Here is a 25,327-nt window from a genome sequence, read left to right as displayed (position 1 = left end):
GACTTATTATTCACTTCGACCATAGTTTTTATAACTATAAAACCAGTCCTGATGAACTCAATTTGGATTTTTGAAGATGTAAATTTATTTGGCATGCTATGTCCACATAAGTTTAAAGAATATAAAGCATGTCATGATTTTGATTCTTATAATAAAGGTGATTACATATATTTTGAAGAAGATTCTGCAAATAAAGTCTTTTTAATCGAGGATGGAAAAGTTAAAATTGGTTATTACAACGAAGACGGTACAGAAGTCGTAAAGGCGATTCTTAAAAAAGGAGAGTTGTTCGGTGAACGTGCTATTCTTGGCCAGAGAACGCGCCAAGAATTTGCGCAATCTATAGATTCTAGTACTTCAATTTGCCCAGTAGGTGTAGATACGATGCATGAGCTAATGCGCTCTAATAGATCTTTCAGTTTTAAAATCTATAAGTTTATTGGTTTTAAATTTATGAAGTTAGAAAGGCGACTACAGTTGCTTCTTTTCAAGGACTCTAAGACAAGGTTAATGGAGTTTCTACAAGAATTATGTACCGATTACGGATATGATTGTAACCAAACTGGTGATCACATAATTAATCATCCTTATACACAAAAAGATATTGCCTCATTAATTGGAGTTTCTAGACCTACTTTAAATATCCTAATGAATGAACTCAAAGAGGATCGCGTTATAGATTTTGACAGAAAACAAATAAGGATTTATAAAACTTCTGCCTAATTTTGCTTAATGGGATTTAAAGTTAACAAGCAAAATATTTTATTTATAGTCGTCATTGCTGTCTTGATTATTCCTCAATCTAGGCATCAGATTCAATTACTTCTTCATAAAGGGTTAAGTTATGTAAATCAATCTACTATTATTGAAGAGGAGGATCGTTTAAACGTAGATTTAAAGAATTGGAGATTAGTTTCCGATCAAGGAGATATTGTCAACTTAGGTGAAATTAATAATCGAGTAATTGTTATTAACTTTTGGGCCACATGGTGCCCACCATGTATCGTTGAAATGCCTAGCCTTCAAAAATTATATGATGAATACAATGAAGAGGTCGTATTTCTATTTATTACAAATGATGCCTTGGATATTGTTGAGAAATTTAAGAATAAGAACAACTACACCTTTAAAGTTTATAATTCCACTAATGAAATTCCAAAAGAATTAATGACAAGTTCAATTCCAAGAACTTTTATTCTTAATAAGAATAGTGAAATTGTAGTAGATGAAAAAGGCGCTGTAGATTGGTACAGTTCTAATGTTAAGGGACAACTAACTTCCTTAATACAGCAATAGCGTTATTTAAAGTATTTCCTTGGGACAATTAGCATTCCAAAGTTTTCACCCTTTTCTTTTCCTAAGTGTTTGTGGTGGATTTTATGTGCTCGCCTAACACCTCGTGCATATTTATTATCAATGTTTCTTAACCACTTAAAGCGTTGGTGAATAAATATATCATGTACAATAAAATAGGCTAGTCCATAGGCCATTATTCCAATTCCTATCGGTAAGCAATACCACATTTCTTGTTCTCCCCAGAGGTAGAAGCAAAACATACTTACAACAGCATAAAAAATGAAAAAAGCATCATTTCTTTCAAACCAACTGTCATGGTCTTTGTGATGATGGTCCTTGTGTAATCGCCATAAAAAGCCGTGCATTACGTACTTATGCGTAAACCAAGCATTAAACTCCATTATAAAGAAGGTCACTAGAAAAATTAGTATCCAAAAAACAACTTGCATATACAAAAGACTTTAGAGCAAATTTAATTGATATTTCACATAACTGCGTGTGAGTAATTCGATCTTTTTGTAGTTAGGCACACGAATTCTTGTAGACTTAATCTCTAAAGCAGGTGTCTTTTTAAGTTTTTGTAAAAGTTTATTGTAATAACGGTATGCCATAAAAACACCAAACCTTGCCTCTAATGGTAATTTTTTAATACCCTGAAGACCTTTGGAAAAATCACCTTCGATATCGTCAATAATAGCCTTTTTTGAAAGTTCATCAAGATGATTTAAGTCTGTATTAGGAAAATATGTTCTACTTAAATCTTCAAAATCAGCTTTTAAGTCTCTCAAGAAGTTTACCTTCTGAAATGCTGATCCTAAACTCATGGCTGAGTCCTTTAAGTCTTCATACTTTTCGTTATCACCTTTCACAAACACTTTTAGGCACATTAAACCAACAACATCTGCAGAGCCGTAAATATAATTGCGGTATTCTTCTTCAGTCAAATAGTCCTTTTTGTGCAAATCTAATTCCATACTATGCATAAAGGCATCAACCAAATGTTTGTCGATGTTGTATTTGTGGTAAGTTTCTTGAAAAGAATTTAGAATAGGATTAAGACTAATTTTATCATTTAGTGCATTTTCTAAAGATGTAGAAAATTCAGAAAATAACTTTTCTTTATCATAATCATGAAACGTATCTACGATTTCGTCAGCGAAACGTACAAAGCCGTAAATGTTATAAATATCCTGTCTAATACTTTCCGCTAGCATTTTAGTTGCCATAGAAAAAGAAGTGCTATAAGCATTGGTTACAAGCTTGCTACATTCTTGGGATACGTTGTCAAAAATTGATTTCATTTTCAGTTTGTGCTTATTAAGTTACTAAATCCTTTTTGATTAATTGATTTAATTCTTGTTTTTCTCGATGAGTTCTGCAACTAATTTACCAGAGATTAATGACGGCGGAACACCTGGTCCTGGTACCGTTAATTGTCCGGTAAAGTATAATCCATCAACTTTTTTGCTCTTTAATTTGGGTCTTAAAAAGGCAGTTTGCATGAGAGTGTTTGCCATACCATAAGCATTGCCCTTATAAGAATTATATTCTTCTACAAAGTCATTAACACAAAAAGATTCTTTAAATAAGACATTGTCTTGAATCTTTTGATGTGTTAAGTTTTCAAACCTATTTATAATAATATCGAAATATTGGTTTCGTAGTTCTGGAGTGTCTTCTAAACCTGGTGCTATTGGTATAAGGAAAAATCCGGTTTCACAATTCTCTGGTGCCATACTCGCATCAGTAACTGACGGGAAATTGACATAAAATAGTGGGTTTTTTGGCCATCTAGGATCATCATAAATTTCCTCAGCATGCGCTTCGAAGTCTGTATCAAAGAATAAATTATGATGTTCTATATTCTTTAATTTTTTATCGAAGCCAACATAAAATAGGAGAGAAGAAGGTGCAAAAGTTTTCTTCTTCCAATATTGCTCGCTGTATTGTCTGTAATTTTGATCTAATAAAGTCTCTGTATGATGATAATCAGCACCACTTAAAATAATATCAGAAGCAATAGTTTTACCATTAACACTTATACTGGTAGCTTTACCATTTTCAATATTTATCTTATCCACATTACTCTCAGTGTTAAATTCTACACCAAGACTCATGGCAAGCGATTTCATTGCTTTAATAATTTCATACATGCCACCTTTTGGATGCCAAGTACCTAATCCGAAATCGGCAAAATTCATGAAACTGTAAAAAGAAGGCGTCTGATTTGGTTTTGCGCCTAAGAACAAAACAGGAAATTCTAAAGTAGAGATTAATCTAGGATTTTTAAATTTCTTACGTACCTCAGAACTAATGGTCTTAAAGAAGCGATCAACACGTGTTACCGTTTCTTTAGTTACTAATTCGAATGGCGAAATTCCAGGTTTAAGAACCACTTTATTAATCGCAATATCATAATGCTCTTGCGCTTGAGAAATAAACTTACGTAGTGGTTTAGAACTACCAACCTCAATGCGTTCAAATTCTTCACAGATTTGATCCATATGGTCACCTATTGTGATGACCTCGTCTGAGAAAAATATTTTATATGCCGGACTTAATTTATCCAATTGGTAATAATCACTTGTCGATTTACCAAAATCATTAAAAAACTTTTCGAAAATATCTGGCATCCAATACCAGCTAGGACCAATATCAAAAGTAAAACCATCCTTAACTAACTGTCGTGCTCTACCACCAACGGTTTTATTTTTTTCGAATACAGTAACCTTATGACCAGCTTTCGCCAAATAACAAGAAGCTGAAAGTGCTGAGAAGCCAGAACCGATGATGGATATTGTTAAACTCATTTTCTTTTTAAGTTATCCATAAGAGATTGAATACTTTTAAATGCTGTAACGCCTTTAGGTAGGTTATCTAAATCTAAGGCGTTCAGCATTTGACCTAAAATCCAAAGTTCGGTTTTATCATCCTCTAGAAGAAGCTTTTCAAAGTCCTTCATATATTGTTCTATCTCTGCCTTTTCAGGTTTAACAGTGAAATAAGAGATATAAATAATTTCTTCGTAATAGTTTTTGAGATCCGATAGACTATCTAACGGAACGCTGAAACCAAGAAAAATAGATTGATAACCTCTATTTACCAATTCGTGATTAATGAACATGAGTCCTAACTCATGAATTTCATTTTCGGGTAAATAAAGCACAAAAGCCTTTTTAGAAGTATTAATCTGTTGGGATTGAACTTTCTCTGTATTAATTAATATTTTTTGGCGAATCAATGAGGTGATAAAATGCTCATGCGCCGGTGTTATGGTGTCTGTTTGCCATAACAACCCAATTTCTGTAAGTAGTGGGATAAAAATGTCATAGAAAACTTCATCAAATGCTCTCTCTTTTAACAGCCCTTCATACGTGTTATAAAAAAGTGTCTGGTCAAAATTTAACATAGAGAGTTTAAATGAATTTATGGCATGACTCTCCAGATTACTTTGAGATGCAATTTCCCTAACTAAAAGCGGAATTTTGTGCTCCTCTAAAGTGGCAATTTTAGAAATCTTGTAACCATTGTTATTTAGATAGCTGACATTAAGAAGCTTTTGGAAGCTTGCTAAGTCGTAATATCTAATGTTAGTTTCGGTACGTTTGGGCTTAAGAAGATTATAACGCTTTTCCCAAATTCGTATGGTATGCGCCTTAATACCAGTGAGATTCTCTAAATCCTTAATACTAAACCTATTCTTAATATTGTTCATTTTTTGCAAAAAATGTTTAAACAAAAATACATTTTATTCTCTTAGAACAGGTAGAATTAACAAAATTTAAATAAAAATATTAGGTTTTACCATACTTCTGTTCATCGTATGAATAACCTATGGTGAGCTAGCTTGTAAAGTGATTAAAAAAGTGCGCACGAGAAGACTCGAACTTCCACGACCTAAACGGTCACTGGCCCCTCAAGCCAGCGCGTCTACCAATTCCGCCACGTGCGCAAAATTTGAAAAGTAAAAATAAAAAAAAAGTTAAGCATTTTGCTTAACTCAAGTGACCGGGCTGGGGCTCGAACCCAGGACCCTCTCCTTAAAAGGGAGATGCTCTACCAACTGAGCTACCCGGTCATTTTTGATTTTCTCTAATGAGGGTGCAAATATAAAATGATTAATTAATAAAACAATACATTTTTAACTTTAATTTTTGTTTTTTTGCTAGTGAAAAAGCTATCAGATTAATAATCAATTTATAAAATCAATGGTTATAGTTTTAATGGGATATATGGGGTCAGGTAAATCTACAATTGGTAGACACTTGGCGAGTATTCTAAACTACGATTTTATTGATTTAGACGATTATATTGAGGCTAAAGAGGAGCAATCTATTACTTCTATTTTTCAATCCAAAGGTGAAATCTACTTTAGAAAGCTAGAGACTAAATATTTACAAGAGCTTTTATCCTCTGAGGATAATGTTGTACTTGCCTTAGGAGGAGGCACACCATGTTATAGTAATAATATGGAGTTAATTTTAACCACTAATAATGCAAAGTCTATCTATCTGAAACTTTCGATTGCGGCATTGGTAGAACGGTTAAAAAGTGAAAAACAAAATAGACCTTTAATTAGCCATTTAAATTCAGACGAAGCGCTCTTAGAATTTATTGGTAAGCATCTGTTTGAAAGAAGCCAATATTATTCGCAATCTAATTATACCATAAATACAGAGGGCAAATCAATAAAGGATATTACTGAACTAATTTTAATGCACCTAATCTAAAAAGGCTCCGTAAGGCTTTTTACTGAGGTTTACATGTACATGTTCAAAAAAAGAAGTTGAAAGCGAAATGCCTTTAAAGTCTGCTTTTACAGGATATTTCTTATGATTTCTATTTACTAAAACGGCAGTCTTAAACCGCTTCAGCGGGACATCTAAAAAGTGCTTAATACCATATATTAAGGTACTTCCTGAGTTTAAAACATCATCGACTAATACTAAGGCTTTATTACTGTAATCTTCCGCTTTGATAGAGGTATTTATTGGATTTAAAGGATTTTCTTTGTCAATAGAAACCTTGCATAAAGTGGTTTTTAAGTCAGATACCTTGTCAAGTTGTGCTTTAATTTTACGGGCTAACAAATACCCATTGTTTTCGATACCAGCAATTACAAGTTCTGTTTCATTTACATTGCTTTCATAAATTTGATAAGCGATGCGCTTTATTTTATGCTCAATTTCTTTATGACTTAATATGGTATTCTTAACTAACGCCATTTCATTCCTTTTTTTCAAAGATAAAAAACAGTTCCTTTCCTTGTCTCGGAATAATAGAATTATTCGCCATCTCTAAAGTGGTCAAACTATAGCTTTGAGAAAATAATTCTTGATATAGATTTTTATCACCACCAAATGGTGGTCCTACATCGGTTAAGGGAAAATTAAATAAGAGACCCACAAGCTTTCCTTTTGGTTTAAGTATCTGATGCATTTTTTTTACATAAGCACTTCTGAACAACGGATCTAATGCGCAAAAAAATGTTTGCTCGATAATGAGGTCAAACGTATCATTTAAGTCAAAAAAATCTGAATGTAATATCTGGTCTATAGGGAACTCTGGTAGTCTTTTTCTGAAATTCAATAGAGGTTGTTCGGCAATATCTAATAGATAAACATTTTTAAAACCATTTTGCCATAGATATTCCGCTTCATATCCATTACCAGCTCCAGGAATGAGAATTTTTATTTCCTTATCAGTGAGTTGATCAATATAGTTTTTAATAGGTGTTGATGGATGTCCAATATTCCAACCAATCTTATCATCTTTATATCTTTGCTCCCAATAAGTTTTGTCTAAATTATTCACTGTCATAAAAATCGTCGATATCCCTTCTGTCTTTTTTTGTAGGACGGCCTGTGCCTTTTTTTCTGTAGTAGTCTTTACTATACTTTAACAAGTCTTTTGCTTCAAAAGCCTCATTAGGTGTTGTGTCTACTCTGTAGATATCTACGAGTTTTGCGCCAACTCTATTAGGAGGGAGGTCATTAACGATTAAAGAATAATTTATCTGGTCTTTCCGTAATTCTATTTTATCCGTAGGATAAACTTCTCTAGATGGCTTTACAACGGCATCATTGACTCTCACCTGTCCTTTTTTACAAGCTTGCGTAGCGATACTCCGCGTCTTATAATATCTTACACACCATAAAAACTTATCTACACGCATACATTTTAACTAAAAACAACGTTAATCTTTTAATGCAAAAATATTATAATATTGTATCTTGCGCTAGTTAAAAAAAGCAATAGTAGACTTCGTAGTTTTATTGAAGTTGTACCAAATCGTTAAATCAGGATCTATGAATTTAAAATCAATCAAATATATATTATTCTTTTTAGTATTGGCAGTTGGGTTTTCTGCTTGTGAAGAAGAGGATGATCCAATACAAAATGAATTTATTGAAGAGGATAGAACAGAGCAACAGGCTAAGGATAAAGACTCAATTTTATCGTATCTAAACTCGCATTACTATAACTCTAGTTTTTTGGCTGGAGGAACAGATCTTAACTATGATGACATAGTGATTACTGAGTTGACGGATGGAGAAGATGTACCTGCAGGTCATACTTTATTGATTGATGATGTGGTTACAGTAACAACAACTTATTTAGATGTTGAATATGAATATTACTACTTATCGATAAATCAAGGCGGAGGAGAGGCTCCAAAATTTACAGATAAAGTTAGAGTGAGATACGAAGGGCTATTTGTAGATGGTGGTGATACGTTTGAACAAGTAAGTACACCTATCGATTTAGATTTATATGGTATAGCTTTTGGAACTGGAGCTATTACAGGATGGCAAAGAATTATGCCAGAATTTAATACTGCTACTGGTTTTACCATAGGTAACGACAATATTGTTTCATACCAAGATTTTGGATTGGGTATAATGTTTATTCCATCTGGACTAGGTTACTTTTCATTCCCAAGACCTGGTATACCAGTATACTCTAATTTGATTTTTAAGTTTGAATTATTACAGACAGAACCAAACGATCACGATAGTGATGGAATACCTTCATTTATTGAGGATTATGATGGTAATTTAGACCCATTTGATGATGACACCGATGAAGATGAAGCCCCGGATTATATAGATTTTGATGATGATAATGATGGTGTTTTAACCATCAATGAATTAGTGCCAAACACCTATACTGTAGATACCAATATTGGTGAAACTGAACCTGTTTTGGGTGCAAATGAATTTGAATTGAGTCGTGAAGAGGAAAATGGAGTAATTACCATTGAAACTGTAACAATGGTAGACACAAATAATAATGGCGTGTTAGACCACCTTGATGAAGAGGTGACCACAGATTATAATGAAGAAGAGGACGAAGGTTAAAACCAACCTTTTGAGATATAAAAAAAGCCACTTTTTAAGTGGCTTTTTTATTGGTTTTATTTATGTTAAAGTGCTATTGATAAACTTAATATGAGTTGGTCTGGTCTCGTATCAATTCTACTTACAATACCATTACCTAAATTATTATCAATAAAATCAGCTTCATTATTGTTAAAGCCTCTCTCGTAGCGGAGATCTATTCCAACCTTGTTAAGATTAAAACCGATTCCGAAATTTAACCCTACTGTGAAATCGTCTTCAACATCATCGATATTGATACCATCAAATTCGGTATCTAAAATATATTGTAATGATGGACCAGCGAAAACACTAAAAGGACCTAAAACTTTTAAACCAACCAAAAGTGGTGCATCGATTTTTTTAATTTGAAAATCATTGCTATCATATTCACTTTTTGTGGCGGTATAGACCAACTCTGGTCTAAAGTAAAGGGCATTTCCAATTTTACCAAAAACACCTACATGATATCCAATATTTCTATCAGGGTTTCGGGCATTATCGCCAATAGATTCAAAATAATCACCATTTGCACTGTAGTTAAGACCGCCTTTAAAGCCAAAGGCACTGCCATCTTGTGCGTGGATAGAATAACTAATTAAAGAAACTAATGCAGACAGAAATACTGCCTTTTTCAAATTTTTCATAATGTTCGTTTTTAAGATTAGGTAACTAATATCAAAAACGTTGCCAAAATGAACTTATTTTCTTTCAAGCACTGTTTTTACTGCTTTTACGATGGCGTCGCTGTTCAATCCGTACTTATCCATAAGCTGTGCTGGAGTACCAGATTCACCAAATGTATCGTCAGTTGCCACAAATTCTTGAGGCGTCGGTCTATGTTTTGCAAGAACACGCGCAACACTTTCGCCTAATCCTCCATAATAGTTGTGTTCTTCAGCTGATACTATACAGCCTGTTTTCTCAACTGATTTTAAGATAGCCTCATCATCTAGAGGTTTGATGGTATGTATATTAATAACTTCAGCAGAAATACCAGCTTCATTTAAAGATTTAGCAGCTTCTAAAGCTTCCCATACTAAATGACCTGTTGCTACTATGGTAACATCACTTCCTTCAGTTAACTTAACCGCCTTTCCTATTTCAAATGTTCCATTTTCTGGTGTAAAATTAGGAACCTTAGGACGGCCAAATCTTAAATAAACAGGACCGTCATATTCTGCAATAGCAAGCGTAGCCGCTTTAGTCTGGTTAAAATCACACGTATTAATAACGGTCATTCCAGGTAGCATCTTCATTAAACCGATATCCTCCAATATTTGGTGTGTTGCTCCATCTTCACCTAACGTGACACCTGCGTGCGAAGCACATATTTTCACATTTTTATCAGAATAAGCAACACTCTGTCTTATCTGATCATAAACACGACCTGTAGAGAAGTTAGCGAAAGTTCCGGTAAAAGGAATTTTCCCTCCAATTGTCATACCTGCAGCAATACCAATCATATTGGCTTCAGCTATACCCACTTGAAAAAAGCGCTCAGGATGGTTGGCTTTAAATTCATCCATTTTTAATGAGCCTGTTAAATCAGCACAAAGGGCAACAACATTTTCATTGCTTTTTCCTAATTCTGTTAAACCAGATCCAAATCCCGATCTTGTATCTTTATTTCCTGTATTTGTATATGTCTTCATAGTAGTACCTACCTAGTTGTTTGTTATTTTAAGTTTTAGTAATCACCAAGTGTTACAGGATTTTGCGCTAATCCGATTTCTAACTGTTCATCATTTGGTGCTTTTCCGTGCCATGCATGTGTATGCATCATAAAATCTACACCATTACCCATTACTGTTTGTAAAAGCACACAAACTGGTTGGCCTTGGCCTGTCTTGCTTTTTGCAATTTCCATACCTTCTAGTATAGCTTCAATATCATTGCCTTTTTCAATTTCAACTACTTGCCAACCAAAGGCTTCGAACTTTCTACGTAAATCACCTAATGGTAAAACAGAATCTGTAGAACCGTCTATCTGCTGGCCGTTGACGTCTATCGTTGAGATAAGATTGTCAATCTTATTACCAGAAGCATACATAATAGCTTCCCAGTTCTGACCTTCTTGTAATTCACCATCACCATGTAAGCTGTATACGATATGGTTATCATTATTCAGTTTTTTTACTTCTGCAGCACCAATGGCTACGGACATACCTTGACCTAGAGAACCAGATGCAATGCGCACACCTGGAAGACCTTCATGCGTAGTAGGATGACCTTGTAAACGACTGTCTATAAGTCTAAATGTGTTAAGCTCATCTACCGGAAAGTAACCAGATCTGGCCAGCACACTGTAATAGACCGGAGAAATATGACCATTTGATAAGAAGAAGATATCTTCCCCAATTCCATCCATAGAAAAGGTGTCTTTAGTTTCCATAACTTCTTGGTAAAGTGCTACAAAGAATTCAGTACACCCCAAGGAACCTCCTGGATGCCCTGAATTTACTTTATGAACCATTCTCAAAATGTCTCTACGAACCTGAGTGGTTAAATCATTTAGGTCTTTAATATTTGGCATGTTTTATCGCTTAAAATAATGGCACAAAAATAGTCTTTTACTAAAGTCTCACAAAGACTGTAATACTACACTTATTAACGATTTTTAGGATTTGCTAACAATTTTAAATTTAATTAAGACAGGAATGCATATGAGTTATTTATATTTGCCATCACACTACGTTTTTTGATGAAATTTAATCTATTAGCAAAAGACCAAGATTCTAAGGCACGTGCTGGCACATTAACAACTGACCATGGGCAAATTGAGACTCCAATTTTCATGCCTGTTGGGACAGTTGCTTCTGTTAAGGGTGTGCATCAAAGAGAACTAAAAAACGATATTAACCCAGATATTATTTTAGGCAACACCTATCATCTTTATCTTAGACCACAAACTCCAATTCTTGAAGAAGCTGGAGGACTTCATAAGTTTATGAATTGGGACAGAAATATATTGACCGATTCAGGTGGCTATCAGGTTTATTCATTATCAGCAAATCGAAAGATTAAAGAAGAAGGTGTGAAATTTAAATCACACATTGATGGAAGTTATCATGTATTCACTCCAGAAAATGTAATGGAAATTCAAAGGAGTATAGGTGCTGATATTATAATGGCTTTTGACGAGTGTACACCATATCCATGTGATTATAATTATGCCAAGCGCTCTATGCATATGACGCATCGCTGGCTTGAGCGTTGTTTGGAACATCTTAAGAAAACACCATTAAAATACGATTACAGCCAGACCTTTTTCCCAATAGTACAAGGAAGTACCTATAAAGATTTAAGAAAAGAGTCGGCAGAGTATATAGCTAATGTTGGAGCAGAAGGCAATGCTATAGGTGGATTATCTGTTGGTGAACCTGCAGAAGAAATGTATGCGATGACAGATGTGGTTTGTGAGATTTTACCAGAAGATAAGCCACGTTATCTAATGGGTGTTGGTACACCTATCAATATATTAGAAAATATTGCGTTAGGAGTAGATATGTTTGATTGTGTAATGCCAACAAGAAATGCAAGAAACGGCATGTTGTTTACCGCACATGGTACGATTAACATTAAAAACAAAAAATGGGAAAATGATTTTTCACCTATAGATGAAATGGGCATTACATATGTTGATTTCGACTATAGTAAAGCTTATTTAAGACATCTTTTTACGGTGAATGAATTATTAGGAAAACAAATTGCTACTATTCATAACTTGGGATTTTATATTTGGCTTGTTAGAGAAGCGAGAAAACAAATTGTCGCTGGGACATTTAATTCTTGGAAGAACAAGATGGTAAAACAAATGGATAAGCGTTTATAAAGTGAAAATTCTAGACTGGTACATATTAAAACGTTACATCTTTACATTTTTAATGATGTTACTCTTGTTTATTCCTATAGGCATCACCGTAGATCTTGCAGAGAAGATAGGACGAATGCTTGAGAATAATGCCCCATTTGGAGAAGTTACAGAGTACTATTTAAACTTTACGGTCTACTTTGCCAATCTATTATTCCCATTATTTCTATTTCTTAGCGTTATTTGGTTTACTTCAAAACTTGCCAATAACACAGAAATTGTGGCTTTTTTAAGTTCTGGGGTGTCCTTTTCAAGATTCTTAAGACCTTATATCATTGGCGCAACAATAGTTGCTTTGTTTTCAATGTTTTTAGGAATGTACCTAGCGCCTATCGCCAGTAAAGGTTTTAATGAATTTAAGTATACATACCTCAAGAAAAACCGAGAGGTTCAAAAAACACGATTTGTTTACAGGCAAATAAATGATACCGACTACATATATATAAGTAGTTTTATTCCGAAACGTAATATTGGTATGAATTTTACCTATGAACGTTTTAATGGCAATGAACTCGAATACAAGATCTTCGCCAATAACATTAAATATGTAGAGGAAGACTCTATTTACACCCTAACTGGTTATGTGAAAAGAACCTATGAGAATGGTGTCGAAACAATTGAAAAGGCAAGACGTCAGCAAATGAAGATGCCATTTCGAATAGATGATCTTGCACCTGTTGAATATGCTGCTGAAACAAAGTCTTACTTTGAGCTATTAGAATTTATTGAAGCTGAAAGGCGTAGAGGGTCTTCAGATATTGGAAGGTATGAAGTGGTGAAATTAAAGAAGTGGAGCCTACCAGTGTCTATATTTATACTTACCATCATAGCGGTTTCAGTTTCCTCTATTAAAAGAAGAGGAGGAATGGGAGTGAATCTTGCTTTTGGTATAGCCATTGCCATGATCTATGTCTTTTTTGATAAAGTATTTGGTGTGATGGCCGAGCAATCTAACTTCCCTGCGGTAATTGCGGTTTGGTTTCCTAATTTTATATTTGGTATTTTAGCAATATACCTCTTGCAAAATGCCAAACGCTAAACTTAAGCACTATCTCCATTTACACTTTTTGGTTTTTATCGCTGGCTTCACAGCAATTTTAGGTGAGTTAATCTCAATCGGATCATTAGAACTTGTGTGGTATAGAATGGCTATAGCAGGAATTTTGATGTTTTTATTTATAAAGCTTATTAAGCTAAAACTTAAAGTAACTAAAAAATCACTTTTACTATTCTCTATCGCTGGTATCATAATAGCGTTACATTGGGTAACCTTTTTCGAGGCTATAAATCAAGCAAATGTTTCAATTGCCTTGGCCATGTTTTCCTCAGGTGCTTTTTTTGCCTCTTTTATTGAGCCCATATTTTTCAAGAGAAAGATTCTTGGTTACGAAATCATTTTTGGGCTCCTTGTGGTTGTTGGAGTTTTTTTAATCACAAGTAGTGAAATAGATTATTTAAATGGGATAATTTTGGGACTCTTATCAGCCTTATTCTCTACTTTATTTGCCGTGATTAATGGACGATTTATTGAACGTCATAATGCTACAATCATTTCCTTTTACGAATTTATAAGTGGTGTAGTATTTTTAACCCTTTTCATTTTAATTACCGGAACTAAATTTAATCAGGAATTTTTCACGCTATCACAATCCGATTGGATATATATTATGATATTGGCTTCGGTATGTACGGCATATGCGTTTATTGGAGCTGTTGAGGTTATGCGATATATAAGTCCCTTTACAGTAATATTGAGTTACAATCTTGAGCCAGTATATGGTATTGCAATTGCGCTGATGTTATTTCCAGAAACCGAAAAAATGTCGTCTCAATTTTACATTGGCGCCGTCTTAATACTCTTAACAGTTTTATTAGATGCGCTTTTTAAAAATTATAAAAAGAGCCACAATAAATCAGAGAGCATTACGAATTAAAGTTTTTATATTTGTACCCTAACTAACTAACTAATAAAATTATTTTCAAATTGTATGGAATATTTAGAGTTTGAATTACCAATAAAAGAATTAGAAGAACAATTAGATAAGTGCCAAATCATTGGTAAAGAAAGTGATGTTGATGTCACTGAGACCTGCAAGCAAATCGAAAAGAAGCTTGAAGAAACAAAAAAAGAAATTTACAAGAATCTTACCGCTTGGCAACGAGTTCAATTATCTCGTCATCCAAATAGACCTTATACCTTAGATCATATTAAAGCCCTTTGTGGTGAATCATTTTTAGAACTACATGGAGATAGAAATGTTAAGGACGATAAAGCAATGATTGGTGGATTAGGTAAGATTGGAGACCAGTCTTACATGTTCATCGGACAACAGAAAGGTTATAATACCAAGACGAGACAATATAGAAATTTCGGTATGTCAAATCCAGAAGGTTACCGTAAGGCTTTACGTTTAATGAAGTCTGCGGAGAAATTCGGGATTCCTGTTGTGACCTTAATTGATACTCCAGGAGCATATCCAGGTCTTGAAGCAGAAGAAAGAGGACAAGGGGAAGCCATTGCAAGAAATATTCTTGAAATGACAAGGCTTAAAGTGCCTATCATTACAGTAATCATTGGTGAAGGCGCATCAGGTGGAGCACTTGGAATAGGTGTAGGTGACAAGGTGCTAATGCTCGAAAATACTTGGTATTCCGTTATCTCTCCTGAAAGTTGTTCCTCAATCCTTTGGAGAAGTTGGGAATATAAAGAACAAGCGGCTGAAGCTTTAAAGCTTACAGCTAAAGATATGAAACGTATGAAGCTTGTTGATCAAATTGTTAAAGAACCGCTAGGAGGTGCTCATACAGATAGAGATAAAACATTTTTAGCCGTTAAAGATGCTATTGTAAAATCATACGAGGAATTAAAAAACTTATCACCAAAAGAATTAGTAAAGAGTCGAATGGACAAGTATGCTAATATGGGTGTCTTTAAGGATTAATTTCAATAGACATAAGAGTTAAAGGAGACCGAAGTTTTTGACTTCGGTTTTTTTTACGTCTATTAACAATATAAATAAGTTATTAACAGTTAGATTGTTAACGAAGTGTTGAGATTGCCCAATGATAAATTTGCATTTCGTCGATACTATTTAGTTACATTTGTATCTTATGAAACAGCCCAATCCCTTAACTGGTTATAAAGTCGATAAAAGCACCCTCATTAGTCTTGAAAAAGGTAAGATACCTCCTCAAGCCATTGATTTAGAGGAAGTTGTGCTTGGTGCAATGATGATTGACAAGAAGGGTGTAGACGAGGTTATTGATATTTTAAGCTCAGAGGCATTTTATAAAGATGCACATAAATACATATTTGAAGCTATTTTTAAGTTATTTGAAAATAGCGAACCTGTCGACTTATTAACCGTTTCAAGTCAACTTAAAAAAGATGAAAAGTTAGAGCTTGTTGGTGGAGATTTTTACCTTATTTCTTTGACCCAACGTGTATCATCTTCGGCACATATAGAATTCCATGCCAGAATTATTTTACAGAAATTTATTCAACGTAGTTTAATAAAGATTTCTAATGAAATAATCGAGGAGGCTTACGACGAAACAAAAGATGTTTTTGACCTTTTAGACAATGCTGAAGCCAAGCTGTATGAGGTTACACAAGGTAATGTCAAAAAATCTACGGAGACAGCTCAAAGTCTAGTTATCCAGGCTAAGAAAAAAATTGAAGATATATCTAATAAAGAAGGACTAAGTGGTATTCCTACAGGTTTTGATAAATTAGATAAATTAACGTCTGGTTGGCAACCTTCAGATTTGATCATTGTTGCGGCACGTCCAGGTATGGGTAAAACGGCACTAACGCTTACTATGGCAAGAAACATTGCTGTAGATTTTAATCAAGCTGTGGCCTTTTTCTCTTTAGAGATGTCATCTGTACAATTAATTACGCGTCTTATTTCGAGTGAGACAGGTTTGTCTTCAGAAAAGTTGAGAACCGGTAAACTCGAGAAGCACGAATGGGAGCAACTTAATGTGAAAGTAAAAACATTAGAGAAAGCACCATTATTTATTGACGATACACCCTCTTTATCAATTTTTGATTTACGTGCAAAAGCAAGACGATTAAAATCTCAATATGACATTAAAGTCATTATGATTGATTACTTACAGTTAATGACAGCAGGAGGAAGTCAAAAAGGAGGAAATCGTGAGCAGGAGATATCTACTATATCTAGAAACTTAAAGGCATTAGCCAAAGAATTGAATGTTCCAGTTATCGCACTTTCACAGTTATCACGTGCTGTTGAAACACGTGGTGGGAGTAAAAGACCTTTGTTATCCGATTTACGTGAGTCTGGAGCAATTGAGCAGGATGCCGATATCGTATCTTTTATTTACAGACCTGAATATTATAAAATTGACGAATGGGATGACGAAGAACGTTCTCCGACTGAAGGTCAAGGTGAATTTATCGTTGCGAAGCACAGAAATGGTGGCTTAGATAATATTCGTTTGAAATTCATTGGACATCTTGGTAAGTTCGATAATTTAGATGATTTTGATACGCCATTTGGAGAATTCCATTCTAAGATGAATGCGGCGGCCAACGATGATACCTTTAAGCCAGATAGCTATCCAGATCCAAGTGATGCATTTGGTAGTCCAGAGGATGATGGTGTACCATTTTAACAAGGATTTAAGTACATGCAAGGGCATATTTAGTCTATCTTTGCAATCCGTTATTTAAATCACAATTGGCCTCATGTTAAATCAAAGACGAACAACAAATATCTTGTTGTTAACCATAGCGATTCCGCTGATTTTTTATTTGTTAAAAATCCTGTCTTTTATTTTCATACCTCTTATATTTTCAATGTTTATTGCCCTTTTATTTTTGCTACTTATGAGGTGGTTGGGTAGAAGAAATATCCCAAAATTTATAAGTATCATCATTGTTTTATTATTGGTTACTGGTGGTTTAAAGTTGGGAGTAGAACTTATCCAGCTTTCGAGCAAAGAGATTTTGGCTACTAAATCTGAATTTTTACCAAAAGCAGAATTAAAACTTGAGGGATTAAAGTCCTATTTAGATGAAAATTTTGGTATTCAATTTACAGAGGAGCAAAATTTATTGGGTCAATTCTTTCAAAAAGAAAATCTAGGGACAACTATTGGATTCTTAAGGAAATTTCTAACAATGATTTTAATGACTGCCTTTTTTGTAGTGCTTTGGTTGGCAGAATCTATAAACGTCCATAAATTATTAAATAACACCTTGCTAAAACAGAGACATACTTCTATTAAAGCCTTTATGAAAATAGAAAAGGATTTGATTAAGTTTATTAAAGTTAAATTTTTGGTTAGTGCATTAACAGGTATTTTTACTGGTCTTATGTGTGTGTTTTTTGATGTGAGCTTTCCAATTTTTTGGGGATTATTTGCCTTTGCTATAAATTTTGTACAAATGGTAGGTTCTTTTATTTCTGTCATTTTATTATCCATCTTTGCGTTTGTGGAATTGGATCCTACAAGTACATTGTTGTTCTTCATACTTTCCATAACATTGGTTCAGGTCGTTTTTGGTGCAATTTTAGAACCGATTTTTATGGGCAAATCATTCTCAATAAACATTATTGCTGTTCTTGTAATGCTAATGCTTTGGGGATTTTTATGGGGAATTCCTGGCTTAATTATGGCCATTCCAATTACTGTTTTCATAAAGATTATTTTAGAGCAATTCCCTAGCACAAAGGTGATAGCTAGTCTTCTTTCTGGAGATGAAACTAAGCTAGAAAAACTTCAATAACCTCTCCTGTGATAGAACTAATTTTAAGTATCTTTCTGCTTAAATAAGTTTTATATGGTACATGGAACGCACAATGCCGTAGCGGATGATAGAAATGCATCTATTTTAATCGGTATTAATGATGAATTATTTAAGCGCGATGAGGCAAAAATCTCCGTTTTTGACAGTGGATATCTTGTAGGTGACGGTGTATGGGAAGCCATGCGTTTGCATAATGGTGTTTTGGTCTTTCAAGAGGATCATTTAAATAGATTATGGCAATCTGCAAAAACGGTTGGAATGTCCTTACCATTTTCTAAAGATCAATTATTGGAAAGAATTTGGCATGTTTTGAACGCAAATTCTATGAATGACGGTGTACATGTAAGAGTCATGGTAACGAGAGGTATAAAGAAAACACCGTCTCAAGATCCTAGATTGACGATTTCAGGGCCTAATATTGTGATAATTCCAGAATATAAAAAAGCTTCAGAAGCATCCAAAGAGAAAGGGATAACGCTCTTTACAAGTACAATTAGAAGAGGTTCTCCAGATTATTTAGATCCCAGATTAAACTGCCATAGTAAATTGCATGAGGTTCAAGCGCTCATTCAAGCAATAGAAGCAGGAGCAGATGAAGCATTAATGCTAGATGTCAATGGCTTTGTTTCTACTTGTAACGCTACCAATTTTTTTATCGTTACTAACGATGAAGTATGGACATCGACGAGTAAATATTGCATGAATGGTATTACACGTGGTAAGGTCATAGAGGCGTGTAATAGAAATGGTATTGTATGCAAAGAGAAAGACTTTTCCTTATTTGATGTTTACGGTGCAGATGAGGCATTCGTAACAGGTACTTTTGGAGGATTAACACCAGTAGTTAAGATTGATGGCAGAACTATTGGCGAGGGTATTTATGGAAAATGGACAAGAAAATTGAGTGCCTTATATAATGAATTAATTGAGGAACAAGTTGCGAATGGATAATTCTAAACACATTTGTTTATGGTCTGGGCCGAGAAACATCTCAACAGCTTTAATGTATGCATTTGCCCAAAGGGAAGATACCAGAGTAGTTGATGAACCTTTATATGCACATTATTTAAGTAGCTATCCAGAAGCTCAGAAATATCATCCAGGAACAGATGATATCCTAAATAGTATGGAAAATGATGGTGGTAAAGTCATTGAAACTATGCTTAATAGCAATGAAAAGCCCGTGATGTTTTATAAGCATATGATTCATCATTTATTGGGATTACAAAAAGAGTTTATGCATAAGACCATTAATATTATTCTCACTCGTGATCCGGTAGATATGTTGCCTTCTTTTGATAAGGTAATACCTAATCCTCAAATAAATGATGTAGGCTACAAATTGCACATGGATTTACTGCAGTTTTTTGAGTCAAATGAAATACCGTTTGTGGTAGTAGATTCTATGCAGGTTTTAATTAATCCTGAAAAAACACTTCGTAGTATATGTAAATTTGCAAATATTCCATTCGACTCAAAAATGTTACAATGGCAACCTCAAAAGCGCAAGGAGGATGGTGTTTGGGCTAAGTATTGGTATGGTAGTGTACATAAGTCAAGTAAGTTCATGGATTATAAGCCTAAAACAGATCCATTTCCAGAGCATTTAAGACCTTTATTAAGTGAATGTGAGAAATACTATAAGGAGTTGTTAAAACACGCAATTTAGGTCTTAAAAGAAATATAATTTTCCTTTCTGAGACTAAAATTTAAGTATCTTTCGTTATCCAAATATGAGCTTAAGGCGTTTTTATATCATACTTATTACAATTTTCTCGTTCCAGATGGGATGGGCATCCTATATATTAATTCCAATGGATGCGGAATCTCAAGAAAATCATTTAAAAGCTTATGGTGTTACGTATTGGACATTAGAGAGAGAACTTAAAGTTAATTGGTTATTAAACTATAGAGGCGGTTCCTTCTTATTACCCGATGCAGATATTATTAGACGAGAATGTCAAATAAGAGGTGTTTCTTTCGAGGTACTTTCTGATGCCGAAACAGCTCAAATTTTGGACGGTATTAGTAGTCCGGCAGTGAATCAGGAGACTGTTGTATTAGAAAAAGCTCCTAAAATAGCGGTTTACACACCTTACGGAAAGCAACCTTGGGATGATGCAGTTACTATGGTATTGACTTATGCAGAAATCCCATATGAAACAATTTATGATGAGGAAGTATTAAATGACGAACTATTGCTCTACGATTGGTTGCATCTTCATCATGAGGACTTCACAGGTCAATATGGGAAGTTCTACAGAACCTACAGGTCGGCTGCATGGTATATTGAGGAAAAGAAACAAGCTGAAGAATTGGCTCAGAGACTTGGTTATTCTAAAGTGTCAGATGCGAAATTAGATGTTGCTTTGAAAATTAGAGACTACGTTGTTGGAGGTGGATTTATGTTTGCAATGTGTTCTGCTACAGATAGTTTTGATATTGCCTTATCTGCTGAGAATGTGGACATTTGTGAGCCTATGTTTGATGGTGATGGTAGTGATCCTGGTTATCAAAATAAGATAGACTTTTCAAAAACCTTTGCGTTCAAAGATTTTATTTTAGAACGTAGTCCTAACATCTATGAATTCTCATCGATCGATATGACACGTAAGCGTCAGATCCCTTTTAAAACCGATTATTTCTCGCTAATGGAGTATTCGGCAAAATGGGACCCTATACCAACAATGTTGACTCAAAACCATACAGCTCTCGTTAAGGGATTTATGGGGCAGACAACTTCTTTTACTAGAGATCAGATAAAGGCAAATGTTCTAGTAATGGGAGAAAATAGAACCAATGGAGAAGCAAAGTATATACACGGTATTAAAGGAAAAGGCTTTTTTACTTTTTACGGTGGACATGATCCAGAGGATTATACGCATAAAGTAGGAGATCCAAAGACAGAATTAGATTTGCATCCAACTTCGCCAGGATATCGTTTAATTCTTAATAACGTACTCTTTCCTGCAGCCAAAAAGAAGAAGCAGAAAACCTAAGTCTTAATTAGATTGAATTCTTTTCAAAAAGAAATACAACTACGACCAAAATCAAGAGGGTTTCATCTCATAACTACTGAGGTTCTTGATCAATTAAAGGAAATAGAGCAGGTTGAAATTGGTATGCTTCATTTATTTATAAAGCATACATCGGCAAGTCTTACCATAAACGAAAATGCCGATCCAACAGTTAGAGACGATTTCGAAACGCATATTAATAAGATGGTTCCCGAAAACATGCCATATTACAAACATAATTATGAAGGTTCTGATGATATGCCTGCTCACATTAAAGCTTCGTTATTTGGACATAGTATACAAGTTCCAATCACAAATGGAAAACTAAATCTTGGTATATGGCAAGGGATTTATTTAGGAGAGCATAGAAATAATGGAGGGGCTAGGGTTTTACTTGCAACTGTTATAGGTAAATAAAAAAACCGACTCATTTGAGTCGGTTTTTATTAAGCGAAATGTTGTTATACTTATGGCTAAAAGCCTTATTTAACTTTGTTTACTATTGCTTCAAAAGCTTCTGGATGATTCATTGCTAAATCGGCTAATACCTTACGGTTTAACTCAATATTATTAGCTTTTAATTTACCCATAAACTTCGAATAGCTCATACCATGCTGTCTTGCACCTGCATTAATACGCATAATCCAAAGGGCACGGAATGTTCTTTTTTTGTTTCTACGGTCTCTGTACGAGTATTGCATCGCTTTATCAACCGCATTTTTTGCTACAGTCCAAACGTTTTTACGTCTTCCCCAGTAGCCTTTTGCTTGCTTAAGAACCTTTTTTCTTCTAGCTCTTTTTGCAACTGAATTTACTGATCTTGGCATTTCTTTGTTGTTTTTTGTAGTAGGCGGTTTATTGTTATAAACACTTGCTAAATTTTTTTGCCTAACTCCAGGGTTTTACATTAATTTAACCGGTTAAATCAATATTACTTTAAACGCAACATTGTTTTAACATTATCTTCGTCAGACTTATGTACTAAAGTATCATGAGTCAACGCAAGCTTACGCTTTTTAGATTTTTTAGTCAATATATGACTCTTAAAAGCGTGCTTTCTTTTAATTTTACCAGTGCCAGTTAGTTTGAAACGTTTCTTAGCACTTGATTTGGTTTTCATTTTAGGCATTTCTCCTAGTTTTATTTACGTTTCGCTTATTTTTAATAAACCGAGTTAATCCTCGGTATTACTTATTTACTTTCTTAGGGGCTATGAACATTATCATTCGCTTACCTTCTAATTTAGGCATTTGCTCTACCTTACCATATTCTTCTAAATCTTGAGCAAGTCTTAGCAATAATATCTGTCCTTGTTCCTTAAATACTATAGAACGGCCTTTAAAAAACACAAAAGCCTTTAACTTTGCGCCATCTTTTAAAAATTTCATGGCGTGTTTCTTTTTAAACTCGTAATCATGATCATCCGTCTGTGGACCAAAACGAATTTCCTTAACTACAACTTTAGAAGCTTTTGACTTTAAGGCTTTCTCTCGTTTCTTTTGTTCGTAAAGAAACTTTTTATAATCCATAACTTTACATACAGGAGGATTGGCGTTTGGCGATATTTCAACCAAATCTAGACCTTGTTCATCAGCAATTGCCAATGCTTGTCTTAATGAGTAAATTCCAACTTCTACATTATCTCCTACTACTCTTACTTCGGTAGCGTTGATTTTAGAGTTGATTTTATGCTTGTCCTCTTGGACTTCTCGACGATTGTAATTCCTTCTGTTTCTGCGTATTGCTATGACTTATACTTTTTAATTAAACTTATTTAAATGTCTTCAAACTTCTTGAGACTTCTTCTTTTATTATTTCAACAAATTCTTTCACACTAATTGTGCCAATGTCATTGCCACCATGTTGCCTCACAGATATTGTACCATCTTTTTCTTCCTGCTCACCAACAATAATTATGAAAGGGTACTTTTTAAGTTCCGCTTCACGTATTTTTTTACCCACAGTTTCATTTCTATTATCTGCGAGGGCGCGAATTTCGTTATTTTCTAACAAATTTAAAACTTTTTGAGCGTATTTTTCATATTTCTCGCTAACTGAGATAACCATTGCCTGCTCTGGCATAAGCCATAAAGGGAAGTTTCCTCCAGTATGTTCGAGTAAAATTGCCACAAAACGTTCCATACTTCCAAATGGTGCACGATGAATCATTACAGGACGGTGTAATTCATTATCACTACCCTTGTAAGTTAAATCAAATCGTTCTGGTAAGTTATAATCCACCTGTATTGTACCTAATTGCCACTTACGACCCAAGGCATCTTTAACCATAAAATCCAACTTTGGTCCATAAAAAGCGGCTTCGCCAGTCTCAACTACATAATTTAAGCCTTTGTCTTTAGCTGCATTTAAAATAGCTTGTTCGGCCTTATCCCAATTTTCATCACTTCCAATATATTTTTCAGGATTATCAGGGTCTCTTAAAGAAACCTGCGCTGTAAAATTTTCAAATCCAAGTGATCCAAAAACATAGAGTACTAGGTCAATAACTTCTTTAAATTCTTCGTCTAATTGATCTGGTGTACAAAATATATGTGCATCATCCTGAGTAAAACCACGAACTCTTGTTAAGCCATGTAATTCTCCGCTTTGTTCGTATCTGTATACTGTTCCAAATTCTGCAAACCTTTTAGGAAGCTCTTTGTATGAGTATGGTCTTGTGTTGTAAATTTCACAATGGTGAGGACAATTCATAGGTTTTAACAAAAATTCCTCACCTTCAGCAGGTGTATTTATCGGTTGAAAACTATCTTCACCATACTTTGCAAAATGGCCTGATGTTACATACAAATCTTTGTTTCCAATGTGAGGTGTAACCACCATTTCGTAACCTGCTTTTTTCTGGGCCACCTTTAAGAAATTTTCTAATCGTTCTCTAAGTGCTGCACCCTTCGGTAACCATAAAGGTAACCCTTGACCAACACGCTGTGAAAATGTAAAAAGTTCTAACTCTTTACCAAGTTTTCTATGATCACGTTTTTTAGCCTCCTCTAACAAATGAAGGTACTCTGTGAGCTCCTTTTGTTTTGGAAATGAAATGCCGTAAATACGAGTAAGTTGCTTTTCATTTTCATCTCCTTTGTAATAAGCCCCAGCTACACTTAAAATTTTAATCGCTTTAATAATTCCAGTGTTTGGAATATGTCCGCCACGACATAAATCGGTAAACGTAGAGTGGTCACAAAAACTGATTGTCCCGTCCTCCAAATTTTCTATTAAATCTACTTTATACTCGTTATTACCTTTGTAATAAGCTAAAGCATCTGCTTTGGAGACTTCTCGCATTTTAAAAGGATGTTTCCCACGAGCAATCTCAAGCATTTTGTTTTCTATAGTTTTAAAATCTTTTTCAGAAATAACGTCTTCACCTAAATCTACGTCATAGTAAAAACCATTTTCAATTGCAGGACCAACCCAAAGTTTCACATCACTGTAAAGTTCTTCTAAGGCCTGGGCAAGAATGTGAGCCGAAGAATGCCAAAATGCCTTTTTACCTTCTTCATCACGCCATGTAAATAACACTAAATTACCATCTTCAGTAATAGGGGTTGTTGTTTCGATGGTTTGGTCATTGAATTTGGCTGAAATAACATTTCGTGCAAATCCTTCACTTATATCTACAGCAACATCATGTGGAGTGACATTAGAACTATATGATCTAATAGAACCGTCTGGAAGCGTAATGTTAATCATTTTTATATTTTAAAATTAGGCGTACAAAGATAGACCTATATATATAATAGACAAAGTTGAATGTAGCATAATTGACCTGGAATTTGAATTTTAAAATTTGAAGAGTTCGATTGACTAATATAAATGACGAATTATTAATTCAATTTTGTATCTTACAAAGCTTTTTTCTCTAGAGTTAAAATCACTTAATAAACTATAACTAACTGTTTAAGAGCCCCTCCGACATTATATATAATAGATAAAGAAAAGTGTTGATTGATTAGGGGAT

General features: G+C 34.3%; 28 protein-coding genes and 2 tRNA genes. 14 read left to right on the top strand and 16 right to left on the bottom strand.

From position 1 onward, the window contains the following. The first annotated feature begins 51 nt into the window (after positions 1-51). Complete coding sequence (locus tag ACRHOC_RS09835; RefSeq protein WP_431158462.1) at positions 52-723, top strand: Crp/Fnr family transcriptional regulator; 672 nt, start codon at positions 52-54, stop codon at positions 721-723. A 9-nt stretch (positions 724-732) separates the two neighbouring features. Beyond that, positions 733-1,296: a TlpA family protein disulfide reductase gene (locus ACRHOC_RS09830; protein ID WP_431158461.1), complete on the top strand. Its 564-nt coding sequence runs from the start codon at positions 733-735 to the stop codon at positions 1,294-1,296. Positions 1,297-1,298: 2 nt separating this feature from the next. Here ACRHOC_RS09830 and ACRHOC_RS09825 read toward each other — a convergent pair whose 3' ends face one another. The 6 genes from ACRHOC_RS09825 to ACRHOC_RS09800 form a co-directional block, all read right to left on the bottom strand. Beyond that, entirely contained in the window at positions 1,299-1,745 is a 447-nt protein-coding gene (locus ACRHOC_RS09825) for a sterol desaturase family protein (protein WP_431158460.1), read from the bottom strand. 12 nt (positions 1,746-1,757) lie between these two features. Further along, the gene (locus ACRHOC_RS09820; RefSeq protein WP_431158459.1) at positions 1,758-2,597 is read right to left on the bottom strand and encodes a phytoene/squalene synthase family protein; all 840 of its coding nucleotides are present in this window, start codon (positions 2,595-2,597) and stop codon (positions 1,758-1,760) included. A 48-nt stretch (positions 2,598-2,645) separates the two neighbouring features. Then, on the bottom strand, positions 2,646-4,106 hold the full coding sequence (locus ACRHOC_RS09815; RefSeq protein ID WP_431158458.1) for a phytoene desaturase family protein: 1,461 nt from the start codon (positions 4,104-4,106) through the stop codon (positions 2,646-2,648). Next, the gene (locus ACRHOC_RS09810) at positions 4,103-5,011 is read right to left on the bottom strand and encodes a MerR family transcriptional regulator (protein WP_431158457.1); all 909 of its coding nucleotides are present in this window, start codon (positions 5,009-5,011) and stop codon (positions 4,103-4,105) included. Before ACRHOC_RS09810 ends, ACRHOC_RS09815 begins: the two co-directional genes overlap by 4 nt. 152 nt (positions 5,012-5,163) lie before the next feature. Then, positions 5,164-5,248: transfer RNA gene (locus ACRHOC_RS09805), tRNA-Leu, on the bottom strand. A 53-nt stretch (positions 5,249-5,301) separates the two neighbouring features. Continuing rightward, positions 5,302-5,374: transfer RNA gene (locus ACRHOC_RS09800), tRNA-Lys, on the bottom strand. Between the two features lie 130 nt (positions 5,375-5,504). Here ACRHOC_RS09800 and ACRHOC_RS09795 point away from each other — a divergent pair. Continuing rightward, complete coding sequence (locus ACRHOC_RS09795; RefSeq protein WP_431158456.1) at positions 5,505-6,026, top strand: shikimate kinase; 522 nt, start codon at positions 5,505-5,507, stop codon at positions 6,024-6,026. On the opposite strand, the gene ACRHOC_RS09790 is transcribed toward ACRHOC_RS09795, so the two are convergent. From ACRHOC_RS09790 to ACRHOC_RS09780, 3 genes are read right to left on the bottom strand one after another with little or no spacing between them, the layout of a single operon-like run. Then, complete coding sequence (locus ACRHOC_RS09790; protein ID WP_431158455.1) at positions 6,018-6,521, bottom strand: phosphoribosyltransferase family protein; 504 nt, start codon at positions 6,519-6,521, stop codon at positions 6,018-6,020. The genes ACRHOC_RS09795 and ACRHOC_RS09790 overlap by 9 nt on opposite strands. A 1-nt stretch (position 6,522) precedes the next feature. Then, a complete protein-coding gene (locus ACRHOC_RS09785; protein ID WP_431158454.1) occupies positions 6,523-7,116 on the bottom strand; it encodes a methyltransferase domain-containing protein in 594 nt (197 codons plus the stop codon). Next, positions 7,103-7,471 carry an RNA-binding S4 domain-containing protein gene (locus ACRHOC_RS09780; RefSeq protein ID WP_431158453.1) on the bottom strand — a complete coding sequence of 123 codons (369 nt, stop codon included), beginning with the start codon at positions 7,469-7,471 and terminating at the stop codon, positions 7,103-7,105. Before ACRHOC_RS09780 ends, ACRHOC_RS09785 begins: the two co-directional genes overlap by 14 nt. A 133-nt stretch (positions 7,472-7,604) precedes the next feature. On the opposite strand from ACRHOC_RS09780, the gene ACRHOC_RS09775 reads away from it, so the two are divergent. Continuing rightward, positions 7,605-8,657: an FKBP-type peptidyl-prolyl cis-trans isomerase gene (locus ACRHOC_RS09775; protein ID WP_431158452.1), complete on the top strand. Its 1,053-nt coding sequence runs from the start codon at positions 7,605-7,607 to the stop codon at positions 8,655-8,657. 65 nt (positions 8,658-8,722) lie between these two features. Here the strand turns inward: ACRHOC_RS09775 and ACRHOC_RS09770 are convergent, their stop codons facing one another. The 3 genes from ACRHOC_RS09770 to ACRHOC_RS09760 are packed head-to-tail and all read right to left on the bottom strand — an operon-like array spanning position 8,723 to position 11,211. Next, on the bottom strand, positions 8,723-9,322 hold the full coding sequence (locus ACRHOC_RS09770; RefSeq protein WP_431158451.1) for an outer membrane beta-barrel protein: 600 nt from the start codon (positions 9,320-9,322) through the stop codon (positions 8,723-8,725). A gap of 54 nt (positions 9,323-9,376) precedes the next feature. Further along, positions 9,377-10,330: a transketolase family protein gene (locus ACRHOC_RS09765; RefSeq protein ID WP_431158450.1), complete on the bottom strand. Its 954-nt coding sequence runs from the start codon at positions 10,328-10,330 to the stop codon at positions 9,377-9,379. A 35-nt stretch (positions 10,331-10,365) separates the two neighbouring features. Then, positions 10,366-11,211, bottom strand: coding sequence for a transketolase (locus tag ACRHOC_RS09760; RefSeq protein ID WP_431158449.1), 846 nt, complete (start codon positions 11,209-11,211; stop codon positions 10,366-10,368). A 168-nt stretch (positions 11,212-11,379) separates the two neighbouring features. On the opposite strand from ACRHOC_RS09760, the gene tgt reads away from it, so the two are divergent. The 10 genes from tgt to ACRHOC_RS09710 all read left to right on the top strand — a co-directional run bounded on the left by tgt (position 11,380) and on the right by ACRHOC_RS09710 (position 21,765). Then, a complete protein-coding gene (gene tgt, locus ACRHOC_RS09755) occupies positions 11,380-12,510 on the top strand; it encodes a tRNA guanosine(34) transglycosylase Tgt (protein WP_431158448.1) in 1,131 nt (376 codons plus the stop codon). Position 12,511: 1 nt separating this feature from the next. Then, positions 12,512-13,588: an LptF/LptG family permease gene (locus tag ACRHOC_RS09750; RefSeq protein WP_431158447.1), complete on the top strand. Its 1,077-nt coding sequence runs from the start codon at positions 12,512-12,514 to the stop codon at positions 13,586-13,588. Further along, positions 13,575-14,483 (top strand): DMT family transporter, encoded by a 909-nt coding sequence (locus ACRHOC_RS09745; protein ID WP_431158446.1) that lies wholly within the window; start codon positions 13,575-13,577, stop codon positions 14,481-14,483. The genes ACRHOC_RS09750 and ACRHOC_RS09745 overlap by 14 nt, the downstream gene beginning before the upstream one ends. Before the next feature lie 54 nt (positions 14,484-14,537). Further along, positions 14,538-15,491 carry an acetyl-CoA carboxylase carboxyltransferase subunit alpha gene (locus tag ACRHOC_RS09740; protein ID WP_431158445.1) on the top strand — a complete coding sequence of 318 codons (954 nt, stop codon included), beginning with the start codon at positions 14,538-14,540 and terminating at the stop codon, positions 15,489-15,491. 169 nt (positions 15,492-15,660) lie between these two features. Beyond that, the gene (gene dnaB / locus ACRHOC_RS09735) at positions 15,661-17,193 is read left to right on the top strand and encodes a replicative DNA helicase (protein ID WP_431158444.1); all 1,533 of its coding nucleotides are present in this window, start codon (positions 15,661-15,663) and stop codon (positions 17,191-17,193) included. Between the two features lie 73 nt (positions 17,194-17,266). Beyond that, a complete protein-coding gene (locus tag ACRHOC_RS09730; protein WP_431158443.1) occupies positions 17,267-18,310 on the top strand; it encodes an AI-2E family transporter in 1,044 nt (347 codons plus the stop codon). A 54-nt stretch (positions 18,311-18,364) separates the two neighbouring features. After that, complete coding sequence (locus tag ACRHOC_RS09725) at positions 18,365-19,282, top strand: aminotransferase class IV (RefSeq protein WP_431158442.1); 918 nt, start codon at positions 18,365-18,367, stop codon at positions 19,280-19,282. Further along, positions 19,275-20,000, top strand: a complete 726-nt coding sequence (locus tag ACRHOC_RS09720; RefSeq protein ID WP_431158441.1) for a sulfotransferase family protein — start codon at positions 19,275-19,277, stop codon at positions 19,998-20,000. Before ACRHOC_RS09725 ends, ACRHOC_RS09720 begins: the two co-directional genes overlap by 8 nt. 145 nt (positions 20,001-20,145) lie before the next feature. After that, complete coding sequence (locus tag ACRHOC_RS09715; protein WP_431158865.1) at positions 20,146-21,330, top strand: asparagine synthetase B; 1,185 nt, start codon at positions 20,146-20,148, stop codon at positions 21,328-21,330. A gap of 12 nt (positions 21,331-21,342) precedes the next feature. Next, positions 21,343-21,765 (top strand): secondary thiamine-phosphate synthase enzyme YjbQ, encoded by a 423-nt coding sequence (locus ACRHOC_RS09710; protein ID WP_431158440.1) that lies wholly within the window; start codon positions 21,343-21,345, stop codon positions 21,763-21,765. Positions 21,766-21,830: 65 nt separating this feature from the next. On the opposite strand, the gene rplT is transcribed toward ACRHOC_RS09710, so the two are convergent. The 4 genes from rplT to thrS all read right to left on the bottom strand — a co-directional run bounded on the left by rplT (position 21,831) and on the right by thrS (position 25,059). Next, positions 21,831-22,175: a 50S ribosomal protein L20 gene (gene rplT, locus ACRHOC_RS09705; protein ID WP_073081329.1), complete on the bottom strand. Its 345-nt coding sequence runs from the start codon at positions 22,173-22,175 to the stop codon at positions 21,831-21,833. A gap of 104 nt (positions 22,176-22,279) precedes the next feature. Then, positions 22,280-22,477, bottom strand: coding sequence for a 50S ribosomal protein L35 (gene rpmI, locus ACRHOC_RS09700; RefSeq protein WP_102754533.1), 198 nt, complete (start codon positions 22,475-22,477; stop codon positions 22,280-22,282). A 58-nt stretch (positions 22,478-22,535) separates the two neighbouring features. Further along, positions 22,536-23,090: a translation initiation factor IF-3 gene (gene infC, locus ACRHOC_RS09695; protein ID WP_431158864.1), complete on the bottom strand. Its 555-nt coding sequence runs from the start codon at positions 23,088-23,090 to the stop codon at positions 22,536-22,538. Between the two features lie 28 nt (positions 23,091-23,118). Then, entirely contained in the window at positions 23,119-25,059 is a 1,941-nt protein-coding gene (gene thrS, locus ACRHOC_RS09690) for a threonine--tRNA ligase (protein WP_431158439.1), read from the bottom strand. Positions 25,060-25,327: the final 268 nt, after the last annotated feature.

Source organism: Winogradskyella poriferorum, from assembly GCF_050618035.1.
Classification (GTDB): Bacteria; Bacteroidota; Bacteroidia; order Flavobacteriales; family Flavobacteriaceae; genus Winogradskyella; species Winogradskyella poriferorum_A.
Note: the sequence above shows the minus strand (reverse complement) of the source record. Positions and strands in the feature narration are given on the sequence as shown.

Bases quoted from the DNA above. Each gene is read 5' to 3' on its own strand.
- ACRHOC_RS09785 (WP_431158454.1), bottom strand. From the start codon at position 7,116: ATGACAGTGAATAATTTAGACAAAACTTATTGGGAGCAAAGATATAAA.
- ACRHOC_RS09775 (WP_431158452.1), top strand. From the start codon at position 7,605: ATGAATTTAAAATCAATCAAATATATATTATTCTTTTTAGTATTGGCA.
- ACRHOC_RS09765 (WP_431158450.1), bottom strand. From the start codon at position 10,330: ATGAAGACATATACAAATACAGGAAATAAAGATACAAGATCGGGATTT.
- ACRHOC_RS09835 (WP_431158462.1), top strand. From the start codon at position 52: ATGAACTCAATTTGGATTTTTGAAGATGTAAATTTATTTGGCATGCTA.
- ACRHOC_RS09730 (WP_431158443.1), top strand. From the start codon at position 17,267: ATGTTAAATCAAAGACGAACAACAAATATCTTGTTGTTAACCATAGCG.
- ACRHOC_RS09795 (WP_431158456.1), top strand. From the start codon at position 5,505: ATGGTTATAGTTTTAATGGGATATATGGGGTCAGGTAAATCTACAATT.
- tgt (WP_431158448.1), top strand. From the start codon at position 11,380: ATGAAATTTAATCTATTAGCAAAAGACCAAGATTCTAAGGCACGTGCT.
- rpmI (WP_102754533.1), bottom strand. From the start codon at position 22,477: ATGCCTAAAATGAAAACCAAATCAAGTGCTAAGAAACGTTTCAAACTA.
- ACRHOC_RS09815 (WP_431158458.1), bottom strand. From the start codon at position 4,106: ATGAGTTTAACAATATCCATCATCGGTTCTGGCTTCTCAGCACTTTCA.
- thrS (WP_431158439.1), bottom strand. From the start codon at position 25,059: ATGATTAACATTACGCTTCCAGACGGTTCTATTAGATCATATAGTTCT.
- ACRHOC_RS09825 (WP_431158460.1), bottom strand. From the start codon at position 1,745: ATGCAAGTTGTTTTTTGGATACTAATTTTTCTAGTGACCTTCTTTATA.
- ACRHOC_RS09820 (WP_431158459.1), bottom strand. From the start codon at position 2,597: ATGAAATCAATTTTTGACAACGTATCCCAAGAATGTAGCAAGCTTGTA.
- ACRHOC_RS09780 (WP_431158453.1), bottom strand. From the start codon at position 7,471: ATGCGTGTAGATAAGTTTTTATGGTGTGTAAGATATTATAAGACGCGG.
- ACRHOC_RS09715 (WP_431158865.1), top strand. From the start codon at position 20,146: ATGGATGCGGAATCTCAAGAAAATCATTTAAAAGCTTATGGTGTTACG.
- ACRHOC_RS09790 (WP_431158455.1), bottom strand. From the start codon at position 6,521: ATGGCGTTAGTTAAGAATACCATATTAAGTCATAAAGAAATTGAGCAT.
- ACRHOC_RS09725 (WP_431158442.1), top strand. From the start codon at position 18,365: ATGGTACATGGAACGCACAATGCCGTAGCGGATGATAGAAATGCATCT.
- ACRHOC_RS09745 (WP_431158446.1), top strand. From the start codon at position 13,575: ATGCCAAACGCTAAACTTAAGCACTATCTCCATTTACACTTTTTGGTT.
- dnaB (WP_431158444.1), top strand. From the start codon at position 15,661: ATGAAACAGCCCAATCCCTTAACTGGTTATAAAGTCGATAAAAGCACC.
- ACRHOC_RS09770 (WP_431158451.1), bottom strand. From the start codon at position 9,322: ATGAAAAATTTGAAAAAGGCAGTATTTCTGTCTGCATTAGTTTCTTTA.
- ACRHOC_RS09760 (WP_431158449.1), bottom strand. From the start codon at position 11,211: ATGCCAAATATTAAAGACCTAAATGATTTAACCACTCAGGTTCGTAGA.
- ACRHOC_RS09810 (WP_431158457.1), bottom strand. From the start codon at position 5,011: ATGAACAATATTAAGAATAGGTTTAGTATTAAGGATTTAGAGAATCTC.
- ACRHOC_RS09740 (WP_431158445.1), top strand. From the start codon at position 14,538: ATGGAATATTTAGAGTTTGAATTACCAATAAAAGAATTAGAAGAACAA.
- ACRHOC_RS09830 (WP_431158461.1), top strand. From the start codon at position 733: ATGGGATTTAAAGTTAACAAGCAAAATATTTTATTTATAGTCGTCATT.
- rplT (WP_073081329.1), bottom strand. From the start codon at position 22,175: ATGCCAAGATCAGTAAATTCAGTTGCAAAAAGAGCTAGAAGAAAAAAG.
- ACRHOC_RS09720 (WP_431158441.1), top strand. From the start codon at position 19,275: ATGGATAATTCTAAACACATTTGTTTATGGTCTGGGCCGAGAAACATC.